Consider the following 18940-nt stretch of genomic DNA (forward strand, 5'->3'; position numbering starts at 1 on the left):
AGTTGCCGCAGGTCAGTCGTCCGAACTGGGCTCGGTGATCTCCGCTACGGGACGTTGGCGCGGCTTGGTGAGGAAGTCGCCGAGCGCCGCGCCCGCGGCGAGGGCCAATCCGATGCCCAACGCGACCGTGACCGTCACCAGCCCGTCGGCGACACCTTCGACGGCCAGCTGGTAGAAGCCGCGGTACGCGGTGAAACCGGGCAGCAGCGGTGTGATGCCGGCGAGCGTGACGACCAGCGGGTGCACCCCGATGCTGCTGCGGCGCAGGAGCCCGGCGGCGGCGCCGACGACGACGGCCGCGACGCCGGTCGCCGTGACCGGGCCGAACGAGAAGAACTGCGTCAGCAGGCCGTACGTGCCCCAGCCGGCCGCGCCGGCGAGCCCCGCGGCGACCAGCGAGCGCCATGGTGCGTACCCGGCGAGCGCATAGCACGCCGCCGCGAGCGCGGAGGCCAGCAGCGATATCCAGAACTGCCCGCCGCCGGTCGGCAGCTCACCGGCCACCTCGAGCGCGAGCCCGAAGCCGAAGCCCGCCTTCAACGCGAGCACAACGCCGGTCAGCAGGCCGGCCGAAAGCAGCATGATCTCGGCCGCGCGCCCGGCCGACGTGACGTAGTAGCTGGATATCGCGTCCTGCACGGTGCCGACGACGGACAGCCCGGAGAGCAGCACCGTGATGCCCGCCGCGACGACGAGCGACGGTCGGGTGCCAGGTGGGAAGGCGCCGGTCGCGAACAGCGCGATGGTGAAGCCCGTCGCCAGCGTCCCGCCGACGACCTGCTGGAAGAACGCAGGCAGGCCCCACCGGTTCAGCAGGCGGCCGGCGCGGTCGATGATCGCGGTGACGGCGAACGCGGCGAGAGCGGTGATCGGCGCGGCGCCCAGCAGCAGTGCGACCGACGCCGCCAGCCCCGCCCAACCCGCGGTGGCGACCCAGCGCGGGTAGGGGTGCGGTGCGGCGACGGCGTTCGCGAGCGCCTCCGCGGCCCCGCGGACGTCCAGCTCGGCCCGCTCGACGGCGGTGATGATCCGGCTCACCTCGGTGAGCCGGGTGAGGTCGAGCGCGCGGTAGCGGACGAGCCGCATCGACGTGACCGGCGTGGCGGCCATCCCGCGGTGGCAGCAGATCGTGATCGACGTGAACGTGATGTCGACGTCGACCGAAGGGAGGCCGCTGACGTGCGCGAGCCGCAGCATCGTCCGCGTCGTCTCGTCGGCGCTCTCGCCGCTGGACAGCAGCACCTCCCCGACCCGCATGCAGAGGTCGAGCACCTCCTGCACACGCGCGTCGTCCGGCACCTGCGGACCGATCGGGGCCATCAGCCGCAACGTCGGCGGCCCGGCGTGCAGCAGGCTGCGCGCCTCACGTCCCAACTTGGAACGCAGGCGAGCGGAGAATCGCCCGACCGGTGTCATGAAGGAAAGGGTAGGTGCCTACCGACGGCAGCGGCGTACGCGCCCGGCCGCGGCGACAAGACCCCTGCGCGGCCCGAGCCGCTCGACGGCGTCGAGCGCGAAGGCGCTGCAGCTCACCGGCGCCGGGCAGCGCGGCGTGAACCTGGTCAGCCACCTGCGGTAGCCGCGGATCGCGGACAGCACCACCCCACCACCGGCCTCCGGCACGAGCGCCGCGACGAACAGCATCACCGAAGAGAGGCGGAGCAGCAGGTTGCAGTCGCAGCCGCCACAACCGTCACAACCACCGATGTCGCAGGCGCTGGAAGCGGCGTCCGCGCCGTCGGCGAGATCACCTACCGCCTCGGCCCTGTCGCTCCACGGCCCGCTGCTGTCATCGTCCTGTTCCGGTTGGGCCACACCGGCATCCTGCCGCACCCGTCCGCCGGGTATCCGGGAGCCAGGTGCCGGGAGGCGGCACTACGATGCGGATGAAACACCCGCCGGTGTAGCTCAGTGGTAGAGCAACCGCCTTGTAAGCGGTAGGTCGTCGGTTCGATCCCGACCTCCGGCTCCAGGTCTGACCAGCGGATTCGCAACCGCGGGTCGGCCCGATTTGGTCAACGTGACACGTGTCGTGACACGAACGCGGTGTCGTTCTGCTGTAGCCAAGCAGCGAAAGGCCAGGTCAGGCCGCGCGAAGGGCACCATCGACGAGCTGCTTAGCGGCGCGTTCCGGGTGCGTGTCTACGCCGGCATAGACCCCGTCACGAAGCGCCGGCACGAGCTCCGTGAAACGGTCCCGGCCGGCCCAATGCGGAGCGTGCTGCCGAGGCAGCTCGCGCCCGGCTGGTCGCCGAGGTGGCCGAACGTCGGTCGGGGGGTCCCGCTGGCGTCCTGGCGGGCCCGCGACGGGCTCCCGGTGGTGGCGATGCTCCCACCTACACCCGGACCGGACCGCGCTGTGCCGCATTCTCGCCGGCGAGCGCTCCGCAGCGCGCCGCCGTGACCTCGGGCAAAGCCGATGGCGATTGGCGTGAAGCCGTGAACGCCGAGAGAGCAACTGGACCGGCTGATCGACGATTTGGTCGAGGCCCGCGTCCAACTCGCGCACGTGCGACTCTCCTGCCGACCCGGTGGCTGCTGCAGACTGTGCACCGCCTGTGCGGACGGCCCGCGCGGGCTCGCGCTGGTGTGCGACATCCATTGTCGAGTGAGCGTCGTGAGGAGTCTTCTGAGCGCCCTCGGTAGTTTCATCTGGTCGATCGCCGATCACCTTCGGGGTCCCTACCGCCCCAACCAGTACGGCAACGTGATCCTCCCGCTCACGATCCTGCGCCGCCTCGACTGCATCCGGAGCCCGACCATCTCCGCGGAGGGGAACGTCTGGTTCTCCGGCCTGGAGAACTGGTGTGCCGGTGGCTCGGACCTCAATCGCCTCGTGCGTCAAGCGCGCACCGACTTCCCGTAGGCCTCCACTCAGTGGCTGACCATCGCGCCAGCGACGGGCGACAGGAGGCCGCTCTACTCTGAGCGCGTGTGGGAGCAGCGGGCCTCGACGAGTCCTGAGATCCGCACGGTCTGGCGAGCCTTCGCCGAGGGGGACGCTGACTACACCGACGAGGCGAGCGAGCACTGGGGTCTCTCGTTCATCCGGCGCGCGGACAACTCTCTCGTGGCGGAGCTCGCAGGCCCGCGGATCGAGGGGCTTCCGATTTGCGGTCGCAAGGGCGAGTCGTACTGGGGTGTCGAGCTTGCGGCACACGTCATGATCCGGGGAGTCGACAAAGCTCTGCTGCGCGGTGCCATCGCGGAACTCCCGGTCGCCGATGGAGAAGTGACCATCGGAGGACGCCGCTACCCGATACCGGGGTGGGAGGAGCTCGAGCGCTTCGTCTCGCGGCTCGTGTCCGAAGGGGTGATGGTTGCGGACGCCGACATCCGGAGGGCGCTCAGGGGGGACGACCGTGGGCTGTCCCGCCGGAGCTGGCAGCGCCGGTTCTCGTCCGTCACGGGCCTCCGACGCAAGGAGATCGAGCGGCTCGAGCGCTCCCGGCATGCCCACCGACTCCTCAGCGAGAGGGTGCCGCCGTCCGAGGTCGCCATCGCCGTGGGCTACGCGGATCAGGCCCACCTCACCCGAGAGTTGCGACGCATCCGAGGCGAGACGCCGGCGCGCATCCTCGCAGCCTCGACCGTGTGAGGTCGGCGCTTTTCTTCAAGACCTCCGGACGGCCGGTTGGCGAGGGTGGCGACACACCAGACGAGACAGCCGTCGACAGAATGACGAGCGTGAACACCCCTCCCGCCCCGCCCGGTTTCTCCACCTTGAATCCGTTCTTCATCACCCGCGACGCCGACGGGCTGATCGCCTACCTCCGGGAGGTGTTCGGCGGTGAGGAGCACCTCGACGTCCGCACCGTCGACATCGACGGCTTGCTGCTCCACGCTGAACTCGAGATCGGCGGCACCACGCTGATGTTCGGAGAGCGCAAGCCGGACTGGCCGTTCCTGCCGCAGCTGACACAGATCTACGTCGACGACGCGGAGAGCGTCCTCGCACGGGCCGCGGCGCGCGGCGCGCGGATCGTCACCCGACCGACCGACTTCTTCGGGACGGACTTTGCCCGGATGATCGACCCGTGGGGGAACATGTGGTGGGTGTGGCAGCACGGCGAGGCTCCGGAGCTCGACTGGGACGCCGCAGCTGACGAGACCGAATCGGCCTCCGCCGAGTGGTCCGACCCCGACCTCGCGTACATCCACCGGACGCTGATCGAAGCGATGCCGTCACTCGGCGCCGAACTCGAGAGCGAGCCAGAGCCCCGATGAGTCAAGCGGGACGCCCCGCGTCCCGAGCGTCGCAAGCAGTGTTGGCACCCAACACAGCCGCGAGCCGAGGAACGCCTCCGAATGGCTCTGCTGCCCAGCGCCCCGCCGACGAAGGGAGCGCAGAGTGGACGTCCTGACCCGGCGCGAGCTGAACCGAGCGACACTGGCGCGCCAGCTGCTGCTGGCCCGCGAGGACCGCGCGCCGCTCGAGGTGGTGGAGCACCTCGTCGGGCTCAACGCGCAGGATCCCGACCCGCCCTACATCGGGCTGTGGGCGCGACTGGTCCGGTTCGACGTCGACGACCTGACTGCGCTGATGGCCGGCCGGTCGGCGGTGCGCGGCACGTTCCTTCGCGGAACGCAGCACACCGTGACCGCGAGCGACTACCGATGGATCCGCCCGCTGCTGCAACCGATGCTGGAACGCTTGCAGCGCAGCGCGTTCCGCCGGGCCACCGAGGGCATCCACCTGCCCGCGCTGCTGGCTGAAGCACGCGAGGTGATCCGGTCCGGCGACGAGGTCACCCGCCCGGAGCTTGGGCGCGCGCTGGCCGCGCTACACCCTGGGCACGACCCGGCGGCGCTGGCCCGGTCCGTCCAGTTCCTGCTGCCGGTGCTGCACCCGCCACCCGACAGCACCTGGGGCAGGCGCGGCCCGACGCCGTTCGTGCTCGCGGAGGACTGGCTCGGGGCCGGGCTCGACGAACACGCCCCAGTCGAGCGGCTGGTGCTGCGCTACCTGGCGGCGTTCGGGCCGTCCACGGTCCGGGACGTCGCGGCGTGGAGCGGCCTGACCCGGTTGCGGGAGGTCGTCGACGCCCTGCGCCCGCGGTTGGCCACGTTCCGCGACGAGTCCGGCCGCGAACTGGTCGACCTCCCGGACGCCCCGCGACCGGGGAGCGAGGTCGAGGCACCGGTGCGCTTCCTCGCCCCACTGGACAACGTGCTGCTCGGGTACCACGACCGCAGCCGGATCGTCACCGACGAGCAACGCCAACACGTGTTCCTGGAGGCGTCACTCACCGTCGACGGGTTCGTGCGCGGGCTGTGGCGGATCCGCCGCCGTGCGGGCACGGCGACGGTGGTCGTCCGGCTGTTCGACGGCCTTTCCGCAGCCGAGCGGGACGCCGTCACCGGCGAGGCCCTCGCGCTGGCCCGCTTCACGGCGCCGGACGCCGACGCCCACGACTTCGAGGAACTCGGGCTGGACGCGCCGTGGCCGTCTGACACCCCGTGGGACTGCTCGGGTCCGGGCGCCAAGGCCCGGCGCTGACCAGGCTGGGACATCAACGCTGCTCAGCGGCATATTCGCCCGAAATTCGGCGAGTACTTCGGTTACTCCGACCTGCGAGCACGGCGGCCTTGCTTCCGAGCTGCGGCGGCTCGCCGGACGCCGGCCCTCGTGCGCATTTCGGCGAGCGCCCAGACCGACTCGGCGCGCTTCTCGCGGCTTCACACGAGTCAGGTCCGTCATCGTGCAACCGGCCGATCGCGCATCGCGACCGGAAGTTCCACTTCCGTGGGAACCGGCGGGCCCCCGAGGACGACTGCTACCACGGTCGGTCACCACGAGCCGGCGGAGGAGGGACGTTGTTCTCATCGATCGCGTTGTCGGTCGCGTTCACGGTCGCGTTCGTCGTGATCGGTTCGTACGCGCTGGTCAGGTTCGCGCTCCTCACCGCGGACGGAGACGCCGACGGCGACCGCGTTGCCGAGTTGAGCCACCTCCTGATGAGTGTGGCCATGATCGCGATGGCCTGGGGTGCCGGGATGGGGACGCTCGCCAGGACCCTGCAGATCGTGGTCTTCGGCGGGTTCGGGATCTGGTTCCTGCGCCTGGCGCTGCTCGGCGGTCACGGGACCGGTCACGGCCGCCTCGCGGCCACCGATCACGCGGTGACGGCGGCGGCGATGGTCTGGATGGTCGCCGCAATGCCCCTGATCATGGGGATGTCGCTGGCAGGCGACGATTCGGGTGGACACGCCGGGCACGGCTCACACGGATCCGACGCGGCGATGCCCGGCTCGCACGAGATGGCCGTGCCGACACCGGGCTGGGTGACCACGGTGACGGTGGGCTTCGCGGTGCTCCTCGCGGCCGGCGCGCTGTTCTGGGCCGTTCGCGCATGGCGCGGCAAGACCGCGTCGGGGGAGACGGCGCCTGCCGACGAGCAGGCGGACGACTGTGGCGCGGTGGCCGTCCGGACGCGAACGGCCGGTACCTCCATCGGACTGGCCAGGCTCACCGGGGCCCGTCAGGACGCCCTATGCCATCTCACGATGAGCATCGGTATGGCCGCGATGCTGCTCGCAATGCTGTGACCAGTGCTATGACCAGTGCTGTGACCAGCGCTGTGACCAGCGCTGATCCTGTGACACGTCTGCTCGTCCCCGACCACAACCGGTCGGACGAACCGACCCGGCCCGGAGGACCAGTCCATGTCCGAAACCCTCGATCCTGCCGTCGACGTGCCCTGTTCCCAACCTGAACCGGGGACCGACCAGGGGTCGACCGTGGCGCGCGCCGCCGGTGCTGGATGGTGGTGGTTGAACCTTCGGCCGCTTGTGATGCGGCTGCACTTCTACGTCGGGATGTTTGTCGGCCCGTTCATCCTGGTCGCAGCGATCACCGGACTGCTGTACACGATCACGCCGCAACTCGACGAGCTCCTCTACTCCGACGCCCTGCACGCGCCCGTCGGTACCCAGCGCCTCGACCTGCGCGAGCAGGTTGTCGCCGCGGCAGCCGCCGTTCCGGACGGGACGGTGACGCAGATCCGGCCGCCGGTCGCCGACGACGGGACCACCCGCGTCACCTTCGAAGCTCCCGGGGTGGCCGAGGACTTCGGCCGCACCGCGTTCGTCGACCCGTACACCGGCCAGGTCAAGGCGGTCCTCGACACCTACGGTGAGTGGCTGCCCGTGCGGGCGTGGATCGACGCGCTGCACCGCAACCTGCATCTGGGCGACGTGGGACGGATCTACTCGGAGCTCGCCGCGAGCTGGCTGTGGGTGCTGGCGCTGTCCGGCATGGCCATGTGGGTGGTCCGGCGTCGGAAGCGCAATCGGATGCGGCGCACCCTGCTGCCCGAGGGATCGACACGCGGCCGGGCCCGCATCCGTTCCTGGCACGGCTCGGTCGGCCTCTGGGCTGCGATCGGCATGGTGGGGCTGTCCGTGACCGGTCTGACCTGGTCGCAGTTCGCCGGGCCGAACGTCGGCGACCTGCGCACGGCACTGGATTGGACCACGCCCTCGGTCGGCCAGGAGCTCCCGTCGACGACGGCCATCGCGACCGTCGACGCGGCCGCGGTCGGCGCCGCAGCCGACACCGTTCTCGCCGCTGCACGCGCTGCGGGGATGACCGATCCGGTAGCGATCTCGCCGGCGTCCGAGCCCGGTGCCGCGTGGGAGGTGGCCCAGGTCAAGCGCTCATGGCCGCTGAAGCAGGACGCGATGGCGATCGACCCGACGACCGGTGCGGTCCTCGACACGGTCCGCTGGCAGGACTGGCCGCTCATGGCCCAGGCCGCCGAGGTCGGCATCTCCGCCCACATGGGCATCTTGTTCGGTATCGGCAACCAGCTGCTGCTCGTCGTCCTCGCGCTAGGGATCATCTGCGTGGTCAGCTGGGGCTACCGCATGTGGTGGCTGCGTCGGCCCACCGCGGCCGGTCGAACCGCACCCGGTGGGACGCAGCGCCCCGGCGCCGAAGCGATCGTGATCGTCGGTCTCGTGGCCGTCCTGCTCGGGCTGTTCTTCCCCGTGCTCGGCGCGTCACTCGTCTTGTTCCTGATCGCCGACTGCCTCGTGCAGCAGCTGAGACGCAGGACGACGGTCGATGAACCCGTTGCCCGGTGACGGGCCGGGCCGGGATCCGTCGCGGTCAGCGCGGCCGGCGCTCCGCGACGTGCAGGGCCAGTTGGGTGCGGTCGCGCAGGCCCAGCTTGCGCAGCGCCGCTGACACGTGGTTCTTCACCGTGCCCTCGGCGAGGTGGAGCCGCAGCGCGATCTCCCGGTTGGACGCGTGGAACGGTGTCGCCGGTGCGGCCGCGCGGCTGGCGTTCGGCTCGGTCTGGGCTGCCGTCGGCGTGCACGGTGGACTCCACGTCGCGCTCCACCTGGGGTTGAGCGCTGTCCTGCTGCGCTGGGCGGTGCGCGCCGGCCGGATCGACTGGTAGTGATCACCACGAGATGGGTCCGAGCGCCGTTGCCACAGCGGTGGGGCCCATCTCGCGGCGATCATCGACGCTCCAGTGGAACTCCAGTCGGTAAGCGTACTGATGGGACCGTTCGTTCTTTCGATCGTCCTGGGAGTCGGTGGCATGAGTAGCGCGGTTGTGAGCATTCCGGAGAAGGCGTTCGAGGTCCGCCTGGCCGAGCACGCAGATGCCGGCCTGTCGGCCGCCAACTTCGACGTGGTCGAGGTGGTCGTTGCCGAGCCGGGCGCGGGGGAGGTGCTGGTACAGGTCGACTACGTGCCGGTGGCGGCGGCGTTCAAGGACCTGATGAAGGTCCACTGCCAGCTTCCCGTCCCGCCGTGGAAGCCGGGTGACCTGGTGGGCGTCGGTGGTGTCGGCACGGTGGTGGCCTCGAACAGCCCCGATCTCGCCGTCGGCGATCTCGTGCAGTCGTTCAAGGGCTGGAGCGAGTACTGGACCGGGCCGGCTGCGCAGTTCGTCAAGCTGGATGGCGGAGCGTTCCCGAGCCCGGTGTACTACCTGAGCCAGGGCCCGACGGCCTACTACGGGATGGCGACCGTCGCACGCGCGGGCGAGGGCGACGTCGTGTTCGTCTCAGGTGCGGCCGGCGGCGTCGGTTCGCTGGCGGGGCAGATCGCCAAGGCGCGCGGCGCGACGAAGGTCATCGGGAGCGCAGGCAGCCCGGAGAAGGTCGCCTACCTCGTCGAGGAGCTGGGTTTCGACGCGGCGTTCGACTACCACGACGGGCCGGTGCTCGACCGGCTGCGCGAGCACGCACCGGAGGGCATCAACGTCTTCTTCGACAACGTGGGCGGCGAGCAGTTCGAGGCCGCGGTCCAGGCTGCGGCGCCGCACGCGCGGTTCGCCTTGTGCGGTGCGTTGTCGACGCAGGCGGCGAACGGCGAGGCGGTGCTGCCGCGGTTCGACCTGATGACGGCGATCACCCGGCACCTGGAGATCCGGCCGTTCGCGACGTACCACACCCCGGACCAGATCCAGGACTGGTCGGTCCACTTCAGCCAGTGGCTGGCGGAGGGCCGGTTCGTCTACCCGCACACCATCGTCGAGGGCGGCATCCAGGCAGCGCCGGGTGTGCTGCTCGACCTGCTCGCGGGGAAGTACCGGGGCAGCGTGAGCGTCCGGGTCGGCGAACCGGCCTGACCTGGGACGCAGGGCGGGAACTCGTCCGGTCCGGCGGCGACTGGCGGTCTAAGCCTTCGATGTGCCGATGTCGATCCACTTCTGACGAACCACGGTGCCGGCGTCCGCCGCAGTAATGGTGAGCCCTACCTGGCCGGCGAGGTCGCGTTGCCAACGCCGATGAGGTCGATGTCCTCCGACAGCCGCCCATTGGACAGGATGGTGCGACTGAGTGCAGTTCCGCCGAAGAAGATCAGCTCTTCACCGGCCTCTGCGCTGAGCGCCGCCAGCGTGTGCGAGATCAGATGGTCTCTCTTGACCTGGTGGTCGTCGACGCCGAATTGCGCTGCAACTCGGGCGAGTTCGTCGGGGTCGAGCACCTCAGACGCTCATGCGGTGCTCGAGTGCGTGTTCGAACGCACGTCGTCGTCGTTGCGCTTCGGCAAGCCCGCGGGTGAGGTCGATGTCGGCACGAAGCATCAGGCCGTTGATCGCCTCCTCGGCGGCATCAGGTGCGCCGCCGAGGTCCGGTCGTGCAATCAGGTCGAGCAGGGTCTGCTCGATGGTGGTTGTCCAACCCTGGCCCAGGTCGGTCTGATGCCGTTGCAGGTCGAGCCGGCTCACGTCGCGTCTGATGAAGTGGATCTCCGCTTCGCGATCGCTGAGCTTGAGGGGTCGGCGGTGATGCTGAACGGCGACGATGGCGACGTTCAGCGCTCGCGGGATGGCGGCATGGATACGCGCTGCGCTGATCCCCATCAGTGCCACTGTGTCGACGTGCCCGCCGGTAGCAGCGATCGCCAATGCCGCAGACTCCAGGCTCGGCAGCCAGGCTCGCCCGACGCCGTCGTCGGGCACCACGGCATAGAGGCCGAAAGCCAGGCGGTGCATGGCGCCGCCGCGCTCGAGCCGTGCGAACTCCGCCCTGGGATTCGAGTAGACGTCCTCCGCATCGGCCGGCCGCAGCACCCGCCCGCGTCGGAGCAAGGCGGGTGGGACGCGTGCTGGTGCACGTGGAGCCATGACTGTCACCTCCGTAGTGCTGAACACTACGCTGGTGCCAGTGATGCGCACTGCTGAGGGCTGTCGTGGCCCCGCAGTGAGCGCCGGGCTGTGCGTGACCGGCACTTTCGCACGAACCTGTCGTCCGAAAGTGCCGTTCACGCACCAGCTGCCGCTGTGCCCTTACTTGACGTCGTACCAGAAGAACCAACCGGCCATCATCTGCTGGCAGTCGTACACCGTGTAGCCGTACCGGGTCTTGTAGAGCCGGCGGTCGTAGTCGCAGGCATCGAACGAGCTGTACGGCCCGACGTCCTGCTTCCACGCCGCTCCGACGTCGGGGTCGGTCGGCCGCGCCTCGCTCACTGCTGCCGTCGGTGTCGCAGCCATTGCCGGAGCGCTTCCGACGCCGAAAGCGGCAAGCGCCAGGACGGTCGCCGTCACGACGGTTCCAGCTCGTTTTGCCAGCACCCGCAACCTCATTTCGATCTCGTTGACAACCACCGATCATCGATGGTCACTAAATCTGAGCGGAGTTCATGCCCGGCGAAAGCTAAATTAGATATGGAGTCTGATCAATGTGATATGGAACACCTTTGCTGAATAAGGCAGAATTAAGGTGCGGCTTCATATGACTGCGTGCTCGTCCGACCCGACGGGTACGTCGGGATGGTGGCCCGGCCCGGCGACGTCGAGCCGGTGCAGGACTACATCGACCGCCCGTAGTCACCACCGGTCGAGGTGATCAGCGACGATCCTGGTGATCGACAGCGCGGTGTCGAAGTTCGGGACGAGCCGCGTCTTCGTCAACGCGAAGGCGACGCCGCGGGCGGGGTCCGCGTAGGCGTAGCTCCCGCCGCCGCCAGGCCATCCGAACGCCACGGAGTTCTCCTCAGCGGGGGCGCCCAAGCGGCCGATCGGGAAGCCCAGCGCCAGCCGCGCGGGGTTGCCGAAGACCTGGTCGACCCCCTCGAACGCGACCGCGGACAGCTCTACCAGCTGCGCCGGGGCGACGAGGGTGCCGCGCAGCAGCGCGTCGAGCATCGCGGCGAGGCCGTGCGCGGTTGTGGTCGCCACCGAGGGGACATCGGCCTGCAGGATCCTGCCGCTGTTGCCCAGATCGGCGGCCGGCAGGTTCTCCCACGGCGCGAGGATCGCTCCTGCGTCGTCGGGAACCGCCGGCCATTGCTCAGCTCGCTGTTCCAGACGACCCAACCCGGGCAGCTGGTCCTTCGGAACGGCGAAGCGGAGCTGCCCGTCGAGACCGAGCGGTGCGGTGATCCATTCGTCAAGCAGCTCGTGCACGGGCCGCCCGGTCGCGCGGCGGGCCAGCTCGCCGACGAGGTAGCCGAACGTGTAGGAGTGGTAGCCCGTGGCGGAACCCGGCTGCCAGCGCGGCTCGGCGGCGGCCAACGACTCGCACACCTTGGGCCAATCGGGCAGATCGGCCGGGGTGATCCCGCGCGGCATGGCCGGTAGGCCGACGGTGTGGGTCAGCACGTGGCGCAGTGTCGCGGAGCCTTTGCCGTGCGCCCCGAACTCGGGCCAGAGGTCCGTGACCGGGCTGTCGTAGTCGAGGTAGCCGCGCGCGACGAGCAGGTGCGCGAGTGTGGCCGACACGTTCTTCCCGATGGAGAAGCCGAAGATCGGCGTGCCGGACGTGAGCGGTCGCCCGGTGGTCGAATCGGCCGTGCCGGCCACCGCGTCGACGAGCACCGTGCCGTGCCGGTGGACGGCGACCTGCAGGCCGGTCTCCGCTCCGCCGGCGACCAGCGCGTCGATCTGCCGCTGGACCCGTTCCTGCATTTCACCCGTCGCCACCCGCCCAGCGTGGCGGCCCCGGCGCCGGCGGATCAACGGGCGAGCACTGGACGCAGCGATCAGCCGGACTGATCGTTGGATGCAGCGATCGGCGCTTGATCGCCGGAGCCGATCCGGGTGACCGTTCCGCCATGCCGCACCGACACCCCTGCCTGCTCGCCGACCCGCCACCGCAGCCGGGGCGCACCTGGCTCACCGACGCACTGCTCTTCGACGGCACCGGTGCCGCCCCGGTGCCCGGCTCGGCCGTCCTCGTCGAGGACGGGCGGGTCGTGCGGATCGGCACGGCCCGCGACGCCGCGCCCGAGGGTGCGGAGGTGGTGGATCTGGGCGGCCGGGTGCTGCTCCCCGGCATGATCGACGCCCACGCGCACGTCTACGTCGATCCGCCGGTGCCCGCCGAAGGTGCCGAACCGCTGCATCCGGGGGTGACCGCGCACCTGCTCGTCGCCCGGTTGCGCGAGCGGCTCGCCGCGGGCGTGACGACCCTGCGCGACGTCGGCTCGTACGGCGACGACGTGCTGACCGCCCGGCAGGCCATGCGCTACGGAGCGTTCCGTGGACCGCGGCTGCTGACCTGCGGGCGGATCGTGTCGGCGACCGCACCGGGCGGCCGGTCGTTCGACGGGATGTACCGCGAGGCCGACGGTTGCGACGACATGCGCCGGGCGGTGCGTGAGCAGATCCGCCGCGGGGCCGATTTCGTCAAGGTGATGTCGACCGGCGCCCGGTCCGTCGAGCTGGAGGACCCGGAGCCTGCCCAGCTCACCCGGGCCGAGACGGCCGCGATGATCGACGAGGCGCACCGCCTCGGCTACCGGGTCGCCGCGCACGCCGAGGGCCTCGCCGGCACCGAGCTGGCCGTGACGCTGGGCGCCGACACCATCGAGCACGGCATGTACCTGTGGCGCCGACCCGACCTGCTCGACGCGATGGCCGTCGCCGGCCAGACGCTCGTGCCGACGCTGTCGTGCTACTACGGCGTGGCCGGGCTCGGTGACCGGATCGGGGCCGGGCCGGCCGAGGACCCGGGGAGCAGTGGCTGGGCCCGCCCGCTCGTCGAGCTCGCGCACCACAATCTCGACGAGGCCGAGCGCACGCTGCGCGCGGCCCGCGCCGCCGGCGTGCCGATCGCCCTCGGGTTCGACTGGCAGCCCTTCGGCGATGTCGGGCTGGAAGTGGCCCGGATGGTGCACCACGGCCTCTCGCTGCACGAGGCGCTGGCCGCGGCGACCGGCGGGGCGGCCCGGGCGCTCGACCTGGCCGAGCACGTCGGCACCGTTGCGCCGGGGCTGCTCGCGGACCTCGTTGTGCTCGACGCGCGCGCGCTGGACGTCGCGGTGCTGCGTGATCCGGCTCGGGTGTGGCGGGTCTACCAGGGCGGCACGCCGGTGGCGGGTTCGTCGAGGGCCGGATCGGTCGGCTGAGCGGCGGCGAACGCGACGAACGCATGCAGCGCCGGGTTCGGCCGCTCGGTCATCCACACGAGTGCGGACCGTCGGCGCGGTGCGTCCCGCAGCGGGATCAGCACCACCGCGGGATGGCTGTAGTGATCGCCGACGGAGGCGACGGTCGGGTGCACCACCTGGCCGCGGGCGACGAGCGAGAGCACCTCGGCCATCCGACCTTCGCGGCCGCGCCGCGGGATCGGCCGTCCGGCGGGGGTGAACCGGGGCATCAGCTCGTTGATGGTCTCGCTCGGCAGCACCCCCTCGGCGTCGAGGAGCGCGTGGTCGCCCAGGTCCTCCAGGCTCGCCCACCCGCGTTCGGCGAGGGGATGGCCGACCTGCACCGCGAGCACCGGCGCGGCGTCGACCAGCACCGGGCCCACGCTGATCCCCGGTTGTCGCAGTGGGAGCCAGTGCACGAGCGCGTCGAGCTCGCCGGTGCGCAGCCGCTCCAGGGCCTTGCCGGGGAACGCCTCCAGCACCTCGACCTGGCAGGCCGGGAAGCGCTGCTCGAACCGCCCGACGACGGCGTCGAACCCCGGACCGCCCGCAGCCAGCGTGAGCAGCCCGATGCGGAGCTCACCGCTGGGGCCGCCGGCGGCGTCCTGGGCCTCGGCCACGGCCCGATGGATCTGGTCGAAGCCGGGACGCAGGCCGTCGCGCAGCTGCGCACCCAACGCCGTCAACCGGACCCGGCGGCTGGTGCGTTCGAACAGCCTCCCGCCCACCTGGCTCTCCATCGCCTGGATGGACTGGCTGACCCGCGACTGCGACAGGTGCAGCCGCTCCGCCGTACGGCCGAAGTGCAGCTCCTCGCTGAGGACGAGGAACACCTCGATCTCCCGCAGCTCCACACCCGTAGTGGAACACGGGTGCGGTGCGCCCTGGGCGGCCCGGTCCGGCGCTGACGGTCACTCCCGGAGCCGGCTCCGGAGGATGTCGAGGTCGCGTTCCGCGTACATGCGGTGGTGCCATTCCTCGATGAGCACCGTGCCCAGGCATTCGACGACCGGGTAGCTGCCCGCGGCTGGGTAGCCGGGTCCCTCCACCGGCTCGGTGCTGGCGGCCAGGCCGTCCTCGGTGAGGCCGTCGACCACCCGGCGGACGGTGGCCATCCGGTCGGCGCGCAGCGCGAGCACCTCGTCGAGGTCCGGTCGGGCGTTGAGGTCCCACGGGACGTCCGGGTCGGGTGCCATCTCGTCGAACGGCAGGCTCAGCGGGTGCCACGGCCGCGGGTCGCCGAGGATCGCGCGGCCGACCCAGATGTCGGTCGCGAAGAGCAGGTGCCGCAGCGTCTGGATGAACGACCACTCGTCGTCGACCCGCTCGTGCAGCACGTCGGGCGGCAGGGCCCGAGCGCGTTCCACCGTGCCGGCCCACAGGGAGTCCAGGACGTCCAGCGCCTCCCGGAAGCCGGCGACGTCCTTCGGGCGCATCTTGGCCCGGTCGGGGTGCCGCCGGTCGAGCTCGGCCTCGATCAGCGGTCCGACGTCGACACCGTTGATGCGCAGGTCGCCGATCTGCCCGTCGATCTCCACCTCGCCGATCCACACGCCGCGCATCCGCACCCGCCAGAAGCTCGCCCGGCGCACTTCGACGTTGCTGACGCGGGAGTCGGTGAGGGTCACGTCCGAGATCTCGGCCATGGCGACAGCGTCGCACCCCGGGGCGACAGTCCGGGTCGGTACAGGTAAGGAATTACTCGGGTGCCCTTCTGGTGCGGCTGCCACAGTTCGTCGCACGCGCACAGCGTGAGATCGACGAATTGGAGGTAGCCGTGCGATACGGAGTCGAGTTCCTGGAACTCACGTGCCAGGAGTCACGCAATCCCGACGAAGACCTCGTCACCTTGAACATCGGTGACTCGCCGCTTTGGTCCGGCCGGATCAGGAGCAAGTCGAAGGCGCTGATCGGCACCATCAAGCCGCTCGCGGGCGAGGCGGCGACGCTGCGGCTCTGGCACACCGAGGTCGGCGAGCGCACCATCTCCTGCCTGGGACGACAGGTCGTCAGCCGGGACGGCGGCGCGCCGGATGCCGAGGCCGCGTTCACTCGGGACGGCGCCCACTACACGCTCTCCTACCGGCTCGTCCGGATCCAGGACTGAAGAGGGGAATGGTTGCGATGCAGATCAGGAACATCAGCCCGATCCGGTTCTCGCAGTCGGGTTCGACGTGCGTCTTCCAGATCGACTACTCCGCGGTGTTCAGCCAGGGGGAGGTGGCGTCCCATTTCACCTTCGCCGATTCCGTGCGGGTCATGGAGGACGACACCAGCGACGACGACATCGTGCAGAACTGGCTCCGGGAGGAGTCGTGGACCCCGACCGACACCCAGGACGACTGGACCTGGACCGTGCGGGTCAACGAGGACGACGTCGACACCGAGCTGGGCGGGGAGGAGATCTACCTGCAGATCAGGCTCCGCAACGTCACCACGTCGTCACCGTCGATCTTCGCCTCGACGGGCATCATCCAGGTCAGCCCGGGATAGTCACCTAGGCAGCAGGTCGCGCAGCGGCCCGACGTCCAGCCCTCTGCGCTGGAGCTCGCCGACGATCGCGTCGACGGCCGCGGGGCCGGCCGCTGCGACGTCCTGCTCGACGTTCTGCCGGAGCACGTCGATGCCGTACCAGACGCCGATCACGACCGCCGCGATCGGCAGCAGCACCGACGCGAGCAACGCGAAGCCGGCGAGCGCCTTCGGTCGGGCGGCGAAGAGCGCGATCAGGGCGAGCACGAACAGGACGGCCGCCCCGCCCAGTGCCATGAGGAACGTCGTCACCTGGCCTTGCACCCCGGCGAGCGGATCTCCGGAGACGAGCTCCACCGACGCCAGGATCTGGTAGGTGAGCATGCCCAGCAGCCCGGAGACGGCGAGCGCGCACACCAGCACGAGCCCGGCGAAGAGCTGCCCCCGCCGCCGCGGCCGTCGTTCGGCCGGGAATGTCTCCCGCCGACCCCGCCGGTCCCGGTGGTCGTCCCGATAATCGGCCTCGTAGTCGTCCCGGTAGTCCTCGCGGTAGTCCTCGGCGTGATCCCGCCGGTAGTCGACGCGGCCGTCGTCCCGGTAGTCGTCCCGGTAATCGCCCTGGTAGTCGCCGGCGGCCGCGGGTTCATGGACGGGGTAGTGCCTCGTCGGCTGCGGCTGGGCAGGGAACCGCACTGTCGGTGCCTCAGCCGAGCGGGGGTCCGTCGGGTAGGCGACAGTCGGGCGGGGCGGGGCGCCGCGGGCAGGCGGGCCCCAGTGGGATGGCTCGCTCATTGCTTCCACCATCCCACAATCGGGCGAACGCTGCCGGCTCAGCAGCAGTGATGCCCGCGCCAGGCCTCGCGGCCCTCCTTGACGGCGACGGCGGCGATGACGAGCGCGACCACCGGGTCGGCCCACGACCAGCCGAAGAGGCTGTTGAGCACGAGCCCGACGAGCAGGACGCCCGACAGGTAGGTGCACAGCAGCGTCTGCTTCGAGTCGGCGACGGCGCTGGTCGAGCCGAGCTCGCGGCCCGCCCGGCGCTGCGCGTACGACAGGAACGGCATGACCAGCAGGGACAGCGCCGCGAGCACGATCCCGACCGTGGACGGCGCGGCCTCGGCCGCCCCGAACAGCGCGCGGACGGACTCGACGGTGATGTACGCGGCGAGCGCGAAGAACGACACCGCGATGATCTTCAGCGCGGTCCGTTCGCGCGCTTCCGGGTCGCGCCCGGAGAACTGCCACGCCACCGCCGTGGCCGAGGCGACCTCGATGACCGAGTCGAGCCCGAACCCGATCAGCGCGGCCGAGGAGGCGACGGTCCCGGCGCTGATGGCGACCACGGCCTCGATGACGTTGTACGTGATCGTGGCGGCGACGAGCAGCCGGACGCGGCGGGTGAGGACGGCGCGCCGCCCGGCGGGGAGCGTGGGCTGCGCCGTGGGCTGCGCAACGGTGCAGCCGCAGTCGCCGTCGCAGCAGCCGGCGGTGGTGGTGGTCGCGTCGGTCAGCGCGAGCCTGAGCGGTTCCGGTGTCGGTTCGGCCATCGTCAGCAGCAGTCGTCGTCGGCCGCGGTGGGGCACGCGGTCGGGTCGGTGACCAGCACGAGCTCCAGCAGCTGGCCGAGCGCCTGCCCGATGCGCGGGTCGGCCAGCTCGTAACGTGCGCGGCGCCCTTCGGGAACGGCGACGACCAGGCCGCAGCCGCGCAGGCAGCCGAGGTGGTTGGAGAGGTTCTGCCGTGTCACCCCGAGCAGATCTGCGAGCTGCGCGGGGTAACCCGGCGCCTCACGCAAGGCCATGAGGAGCCGGGCCCGGGTCGGATCGGACAGTGCGTGCCCGAACCGCGCGAGGACGTTCCCGTACGTCAGTGTCTCCACCCGCCGACAATACAGCTGTCGCTGTATTCAGTCGACGCTGAACCAGGGATCAGGACGCGGGACCGTACAGGCGGGCGACGTCCGGCGAGTCCAACCAGCCGCTGTAGGTCGCGGACTGCGGCCAACCCTCGGGCGAGTCCTGCCACACCTCCTGCCGCCCGTAGGGCAGCGCGTCCACCAGCGCGTACGTGTGCGTGAGCTGCTCGACGCCACGCCCGGTCGTGTGCCAGGTCCGGTACACCTGCTCGCCGCTGCGCAGGAAGACGTTCAGCGCAAAACCGCCGGCCGGCGGTGCGTCGACGTCGGCCCCGAACGGGCTGTCGGCGGTGGAGTACCACGTCATCGTGTTGCCGACGCGTCGCGCGTAGGCCAGTGCCGCGTCGATCGGACCCTGCGTGACGATCACGAACCGCGCGTCGTACTTGTCGAGGAAGCCGAGCCGCGTGAACACCGACGTGAAGCCCGTGCAGCCGCCGCACTGCCATTCGGCATCGGGGTCGGGGTCCCACATGTGGTTGTAGACGATCAGCTGCGACCTGCCGTCGAAGATGTCGACGAGCCGGACCGGGCCGTCGGCCCCGACCAGCGTGTACTCCGGCATCTCCACCATCGGGAGCCGTCGTCGCTGTGCGGCGATCGCGTCGAGCTCCCGGGTGGCGGCCTTTTCGCGGGCCCGCAGCTCGGACAGCTCCTTGCGCCAGGTGTCATGATCGACAACAGGTGGTCGGGCCATGATCGGCATCTCC

The 18940-nt window shown here is 70.7% G+C and carries 24 protein-coding genes and 1 tRNA gene; 12 read left to right on the forward strand and 13 right to left on the reverse strand.

Features of this window, described 5'->3' with window-relative positions:
* Positions 1–12: 12 nt before the first annotated feature.
* Together LL648_RS07105 and yidD are read right to left on the reverse strand one after the other, a co-directional pair.
* Positions 13–1416: a threonine/serine ThrE exporter family protein gene (locus LL648_RS07105; RefSeq protein ID WP_232661598.1), complete on the reverse strand. Its 1404-nt coding sequence runs from the start codon at positions 1414–1416 to the stop codon at positions 13–15.
* A gap of 18 nt (positions 1417–1434) precedes the next feature.
* Complete coding sequence (gene yidD, locus LL648_RS45065) at positions 1435–1815, reverse strand: membrane protein insertion efficiency factor YidD (RefSeq protein WP_232661599.1); 381 nt, start codon at positions 1813–1815, stop codon at positions 1435–1437.
* Positions 1816–1897: 82 nt separating this feature from the next.
* Here yidD and LL648_RS07115 point away from each other — a divergent pair.
* The 7 genes from LL648_RS07115 (at position 1898) to LL648_RS07145 (ending at position 8088) form a co-directional block, all read left to right on the forward strand.
* A tRNA-Thr gene (locus LL648_RS07115) sits at positions 1898–1972 on the forward strand.
* Between the two features lie 645 nt (positions 1973–2617).
* Positions 2618–2866 (forward strand): type I restriction-modification system subunit M N-terminal domain-containing protein, encoded by a 249-nt coding sequence (locus LL648_RS45070; protein ID WP_232661600.1) that lies wholly within the window; start codon positions 2618–2620, stop codon positions 2864–2866.
* A 66-nt stretch (positions 2867–2932) separates the two neighbouring features.
* Entirely contained in the window at positions 2933–3598 is a 666-nt protein-coding gene (locus LL648_RS45075) for a helix-turn-helix domain-containing protein (RefSeq protein ID WP_232661601.1), read from the forward strand.
* 89 nt (positions 3599–3687) lie between these two features.
* Positions 3688–4227, forward strand: coding sequence for a VOC family protein (locus tag LL648_RS07130; protein ID WP_232661602.1), 540 nt, complete (start codon positions 3688–3690; stop codon positions 4225–4227).
* A 124-nt stretch (positions 4228–4351) separates the two neighbouring features.
* Complete coding sequence (locus tag LL648_RS07135) at positions 4352–5500, forward strand: winged helix DNA-binding domain-containing protein (protein ID WP_232661603.1); 1149 nt, start codon at positions 4352–4354, stop codon at positions 5498–5500.
* Positions 5501–5817: 317 nt separating this feature from the next.
* A complete protein-coding gene (locus LL648_RS07140; RefSeq protein ID WP_232661604.1) occupies positions 5818–6549 on the forward strand; it encodes a DUF5134 domain-containing protein in 732 nt (243 codons plus the stop codon).
* A gap of 225 nt (positions 6550–6774) precedes the next feature.
* Positions 6775–8088: a PepSY-associated TM helix domain-containing protein gene (locus tag LL648_RS07145; protein ID WP_232661605.1), complete on the forward strand. Its 1314-nt coding sequence runs from the start codon at positions 6775–6777 to the stop codon at positions 8086–8088.
* A 25-nt stretch (positions 8089–8113) separates the two neighbouring features.
* Here LL648_RS07145 and LL648_RS07150 read toward each other — a convergent pair whose 3' ends face one another.
* A complete protein-coding gene (locus tag LL648_RS07150; protein ID WP_374111995.1) occupies positions 8114–8206 on the reverse strand; it encodes a hypothetical protein in 93 nt (30 codons plus the stop codon).
* Position 8207: 1 nt separating this feature from the next.
* Here LL648_RS07150 and LL648_RS07155 point away from each other — a divergent pair, with 1 nt between their 5' ends.
* Together LL648_RS07155 and LL648_RS07160 are read left to right on the forward strand one after the other, a co-directional pair.
* Complete coding sequence (locus LL648_RS07155) at positions 8208–8408, forward strand: hypothetical protein (RefSeq protein ID WP_232661883.1); 201 nt, start codon at positions 8208–8210, stop codon at positions 8406–8408.
* A 144-nt stretch (positions 8409–8552) separates the two neighbouring features.
* Entirely contained in the window at positions 8553–9590 is a 1038-nt protein-coding gene (locus LL648_RS07160) for an MDR family NADP-dependent oxidoreductase (RefSeq protein ID WP_232661606.1), read from the forward strand.
* A 125-nt stretch (positions 9591–9715) separates the two neighbouring features.
* Here the strand turns inward: LL648_RS07160 and LL648_RS45080 are convergent, their stop codons facing one another.
* The 4 genes from LL648_RS45080 to LL648_RS07180 form a co-directional block, all read right to left on the reverse strand.
* Positions 9716–9949 carry a nucleotidyl transferase AbiEii/AbiGii toxin family protein gene (locus LL648_RS45080; RefSeq protein WP_232661607.1) on the reverse strand — a complete coding sequence of 78 codons (234 nt, stop codon included), beginning with the start codon at positions 9947–9949 and terminating at the stop codon, positions 9716–9718.
* A 1-nt stretch (position 9950) separates the two neighbouring features.
* Positions 9951–10538, reverse strand: a complete 588-nt coding sequence (locus tag LL648_RS07170) for a type IV toxin-antitoxin system AbiEi family antitoxin domain-containing protein (RefSeq protein ID WP_232661608.1) — start codon at positions 10536–10538, stop codon at positions 9951–9953.
* A gap of 216 nt (positions 10539–10754) precedes the next feature.
* Positions 10755–11015 (reverse strand): hypothetical protein, encoded by a 261-nt coding sequence (locus LL648_RS07175; protein ID WP_232661609.1) that lies wholly within the window; start codon positions 11013–11015, stop codon positions 10755–10757.
* Between the two features lie 282 nt (positions 11016–11297).
* Positions 11298–12392 carry a serine hydrolase domain-containing protein gene (locus LL648_RS07180; protein WP_232661610.1) on the reverse strand — a complete coding sequence of 365 codons (1095 nt, stop codon included), beginning with the start codon at positions 12390–12392 and terminating at the stop codon, positions 11298–11300.
* Between the two features lie 131 nt (positions 12393–12523).
* On the opposite strand from LL648_RS07180, the gene LL648_RS07185 reads away from it, so the two are divergent.
* Positions 12524–13819 (forward strand): amidohydrolase family protein, encoded by a 1296-nt coding sequence (locus tag LL648_RS07185; RefSeq protein ID WP_232661611.1) that lies wholly within the window; start codon positions 12524–12526, stop codon positions 13817–13819.
* Here LL648_RS07185 and LL648_RS07190 read toward each other — a convergent pair.
* Both LL648_RS07190 and LL648_RS07195 read right to left on the reverse strand, forming a co-directional pair.
* Complete coding sequence (locus LL648_RS07190) at positions 13765–14694, reverse strand: LysR family transcriptional regulator (protein WP_232661612.1); 930 nt, start codon at positions 14692–14694, stop codon at positions 13765–13767. The genes LL648_RS07185 and LL648_RS07190 overlap by 55 nt on opposite strands.
* 57 nt (positions 14695–14751) lie before the next feature.
* Entirely contained in the window at positions 14752–15486 is a 735-nt protein-coding gene (locus tag LL648_RS07195; RefSeq protein WP_232661613.1) for a DinB family protein, read from the reverse strand.
* A 131-nt stretch (positions 15487–15617) separates the two neighbouring features.
* On the opposite strand from LL648_RS07195, the gene LL648_RS07200 reads away from it, so the two are divergent.
* Together LL648_RS07200 and LL648_RS07205 are read left to right on the forward strand one after the other, a co-directional pair.
* A complete protein-coding gene (locus tag LL648_RS07200; RefSeq protein WP_232661614.1) occupies positions 15618–15947 on the forward strand; it encodes a hypothetical protein in 330 nt (109 codons plus the stop codon).
* Between the two features lie 17 nt (positions 15948–15964).
* On the forward strand, positions 15965–16333 hold the full coding sequence (locus LL648_RS07205; protein ID WP_232661615.1) for a hypothetical protein: 369 nt from the start codon (positions 15965–15967) through the stop codon (positions 16331–16333).
* On the opposite strand, the gene LL648_RS07210 is transcribed toward LL648_RS07205, so the two are convergent.
* Genes LL648_RS07210 through LL648_RS07225 form a run of 4 tightly spaced genes read right to left on the reverse strand, consistent with a single transcriptional unit; the run spans position 16334 to position 18927 of the window.
* A complete protein-coding gene (locus tag LL648_RS07210; protein ID WP_232661616.1) occupies positions 16334–17104 on the reverse strand; it encodes a hypothetical protein in 771 nt (256 codons plus the stop codon).
* A gap of 38 nt (positions 17105–17142) precedes the next feature.
* Positions 17143–17862, reverse strand: a complete 720-nt coding sequence (locus tag LL648_RS07215; RefSeq protein ID WP_232661617.1) for a cation diffusion facilitator family transporter — start codon at positions 17860–17862, stop codon at positions 17143–17145.
* A gap of 2 nt (positions 17863–17864) precedes the next feature.
* The gene (locus LL648_RS07220; protein WP_232661618.1) at positions 17865–18194 is read right to left on the reverse strand and encodes an ArsR/SmtB family transcription factor; all 330 of its coding nucleotides are present in this window, start codon (positions 18192–18194) and stop codon (positions 17865–17867) included.
* Between the two features lie 49 nt (positions 18195–18243).
* Entirely contained in the window at positions 18244–18927 is a 684-nt protein-coding gene (locus tag LL648_RS07225) for a DUF899 family protein (protein WP_232661619.1), read from the reverse strand.
* Positions 18928–18940: the final 13 nt, after the last annotated feature.

The sequence above is a fragment of the Pseudonocardia sp. TRM90224 genome (assembly GCF_021245725.1).
Lineage (GTDB): Bacteria > Actinomycetota > Actinomycetes > Mycobacteriales > Pseudonocardiaceae > Pseudonocardia.